The sequence below is a fragment of the Staphylococcus rostri genome, assembly GCF_002902145.1.
In the GTDB taxonomy this organism is placed as follows: domain Bacteria; phylum Bacillota; class Bacilli; order Staphylococcales; family Staphylococcaceae; genus Staphylococcus; species Staphylococcus rostri.
On the sequence record NZ_PPRF01000078.1, the window covers coordinates 1 to 3,278 of the forward strand.

The following is a 3,278-nucleotide window of genomic DNA, read 5'->3' on the forward strand; positions in this document are numbered from 1 at the left end:
ACATAAGGATAGTATACACTATAATAGAATAAAAGTTCGTGTTTTATATAAATTTTTATGCATTTTTATAATAGGAGGTTATGAGCGACACATGGTATTGAAACTGTTTCCAACGATATGTGCAAAAAGTATTTTTCATATCGATTATGAAGTTGTAAAAGAATTGGGTTACAAAGCAATTATTTTCGATATTGATGCGACATTAGTGCCACACGGTGCCGATACAACACCCGAGGTTGATGCGTTGTTCAATAAGATTCACAACATGGGTTTTAAAACATTGTTGTTGTCCAATAATAGTGATGAACGCATTAAGCATTTCAATCGTCATATTCAAACAGACTATATTCCGATGGCAGACAAGCCGGATTCAAAGGGGTATATTAAAGCAATACGTACGTTAGCGGTACCAAAACATCAAATTCTCGTTGTAGGAGACCAAATATTTACCGATATTGTTGGTGCGAACAAATGTAATTTGGACACGGTATTAGTGGATTATTTACTACATGAAGGTGAAACAAAGATTGGCAAAAAGCGCCGCGTTGAACAACTATTACTACGATTATTTGCGCTCAAACCAACAGTGAGTCCTTTACAGCAAGCCATTATTCAAAAGAAGCAAGTGCGACAACCTTTAAGCGACCGTTATCCGATTCTATATAATGTTGCGACGAAAAAGGAAACAGTTAAACGCTATGTGAAAGACGCAAAGCAACGTCAAAAATTTGCGGTAACTAAGCAAAACAAAACATTACCGCACGTTGTTCATCAAGAAACGTCTTATCTCATTAAAAAAGGGAAAGGGATTGATTTAGTCCTACAGAAAAATAAGGCAGATAATATCGCATTGGCTGCCTCTAAAATGGATCATATCGTCATTCAACCCGGCGAATATTTTTCGTTTTGGAAACTCGTTGGCAAGATTACTAAAAAAGCGGGTTACAAAGATGGGCGTGTGATTGTAAACAATGAAGTCGTTGCTGGAATGGGTGGCGGTTTATGTAACTTGGCAAATACACTTCACTTGTTAGTGGTACACAGTCCGTTAGAAATTACAGAGTTACATACACATTCTGATGCATTGGCGCCTGAACAAGGAGAAAGACGACCTTTTCAAAATGGCACATCTGTATCATACAACTATGTGGACTATCGCTTTAAGAATGTTACAGATCAACAAATACAAGTGTGTTTTCATGTAGAAGACGAGACATTGTATGCCGAATTAAGAAGTGAACATGCATTTCCATGGAAGTACCGTCTTGTTGAAGAAAATCATCGCTTTGTACAAGAAAATGGTAAGTATTATCGTAAGTCTAAAATATATAAAGTCACAGAAAATCGTGAGACAGGGGAAGAACAAAATAAAGAGTTGTTGTTAGATAATCGCTCAGAAGTCATGTACGATTATGATTTAATACCACAATCACTCATTCGACCTGAATAATAAAAAGTTTGCTTTCTAAGGTAATTAGGGAGCAAACTTTTTATATTTTGAAGAAGTGCATTCGACAACTCATTAATTAAAAAAAAGGTGGGAATGTCATTCGTTTATATTCATACCTATAATGATTATCCTATTTAAGTTAAATGATAAACTAGTTCGTAAAATAAAAAATTTATACAATGATAAGGTATTATTTCTTGATTTGTACAATAGATTTAATTTTGCAACAGAACCTATAGTAATAATAGGTATGTATATTAATTAATAAATTAAAATAAGAACACTTTGCATGGGAAATTACTGTATTTTATATTTAGTTGACTTTTCTGAATTTTTAGTGTATTAATTAAACTATCAAAAAAGCGTTTTCATGAAAGAAAAGTTTATTTATGTAACTAATACTGATTCAAATGACATTTCTGTAATTAGCAGTAAGCAGGAGAGCGAATTAACTAGGATTCCTGTGGGTGGAAGTCCTAGAGGAAGCATGGCTTTACATAAAAGCTTACCTTGTTAATAAATAACTCATTTTGGAATCTATTTATATGGGGTGTATATCCGGTTGTGATACCTATATTTATTAAGAATGAAATCGGTGATAGTCCTATAATATTTTTCTTATTTTCATCTCTTTTATCTTTAGGAATAGTTGTAGGAAGCTTGCTAATTTCTAAATTAAAAGTTAAGAGCAATAGAAAAATTATTGATTTTTCTATTGTAGCTCATGGAATAATATTTTTTATTATAGGTATATCTAATAATGAATTTTTCTTTCTTTTGCTAGCATTATTTTTTGGTATTATTTCTGTTCCAGCAATGATATTTTCTAAGACTTATATACAAGAAAATATCCCCGAGCAAAATCAAGGGGCAATATTTTCTTTGTTTTATTCTTTTAGTACAGCGGGTTACCCTTTAGGATTAGCTTTATCAGGTTTTATAATTAATGTAATAGGTGTTAAGTATACTATCATTATTTTATCAATGATTTTGATAGTAGCTGTCACTTTTTCGATTATAATCAGAGGTGTTTATGAAAATATCAAACAAGCAAATTAAAAATTTTAGCATATTCAAACAGAAGTTAAGTATAGACAACTATTTTACTGATATATATCATGCGCTTAATAATGTAGGTATTGTTCAGTTAGATAGTATTAATGTTTTTACTCGGACACAAGACTTATATTTTCTTAATAGGATCAAAAGTTATAAACAAGAGGATTTATTAAGATGTTATGATGAATTTGAAATAAGCGAAAATTATAGTAGAGCATTAACTATAAATAACATTCAAGACGACAACAAATACGTTTGGAGACATGCCAGGTTCTATGAAAGATATAAAGAATCTTATAACAAAGAAGATTTTGATTTGATAGAAAAGATATTAGAGTCTATTTCAGAAAATACTTTATTGTCGTTTAAAGAATTAACTAATATCTATAAGTATAATAAGTCTGAAGGATGGAAAAAAAGTAAAATACAAGATTTAACAGATTTTTTATTTAGAACTGGGCAGATAGGTGTTCTAAGAGATAAGAATTTTCAAAGGTACTTATATAAAAAGAAAACTGTAGATAATCCTTATAGTTATAAAGAATCTTTAAAATATTATGTGTTACGTTCTCTTGATGGATTGGGTGTATTAACAGCTAAGGAGATAGCATTTGAGTGGAAAGTAAAGGTTAAGGACATACAAGCTGTTTTAAGTGAGTTAGAGAAGGCAAATAAAGTGAGTACTTTATTTAACGGAGATGAAAAGTATTATATTTTAAATAAAGATATTGAATGTTTTAATCATCAAAGTATTGAAACAGTATCTAAA

The 3,278-nt window shown here is 30.7% G+C and carries 4 protein-coding genes; all 4 read left to right on the plus strand.

Annotation, left to right across the window (positions count from 1 at the left end; translation table 11 throughout):
- Positions 1 to 91 precede the first annotated feature (91 nt).
- Positions 92 to 1,450, plus strand: coding sequence for a YqeG family HAD IIIA-type phosphatase (locus CD122_RS09985; RefSeq protein ID WP_103358832.1), 1,359 nt, complete (start codon positions 92 to 94; stop codon positions 1,448 to 1,450).
- Positions 1,451 to 1,820: 370 nt separating this feature from the next.
- Positions 1,821 to 1,967, plus strand: a complete 147-nt coding sequence (locus CD122_RS12605; RefSeq protein ID WP_103358833.1) for a hypothetical protein — start codon at positions 1,821 to 1,823, stop codon at positions 1,965 to 1,967.
- Positions 1,961 to 2,509, plus strand: coding sequence for an MFS transporter (locus tag CD122_RS09995; protein WP_103358834.1), 549 nt, complete (start codon positions 1,961 to 1,963; stop codon positions 2,507 to 2,509). Before CD122_RS12605 ends, CD122_RS09995 begins: the two co-directional genes overlap by 7 nt.
- Positions 2,484 to 3,278, plus strand: a 795-nt coding sequence (locus CD122_RS10000) for a DNA glycosylase AlkZ-like family protein (RefSeq protein WP_142381203.1), incomplete at its 3' end; no start/stop codon positions are given. The genes CD122_RS09995 and CD122_RS10000, both read left to right, overlap by 26 nt.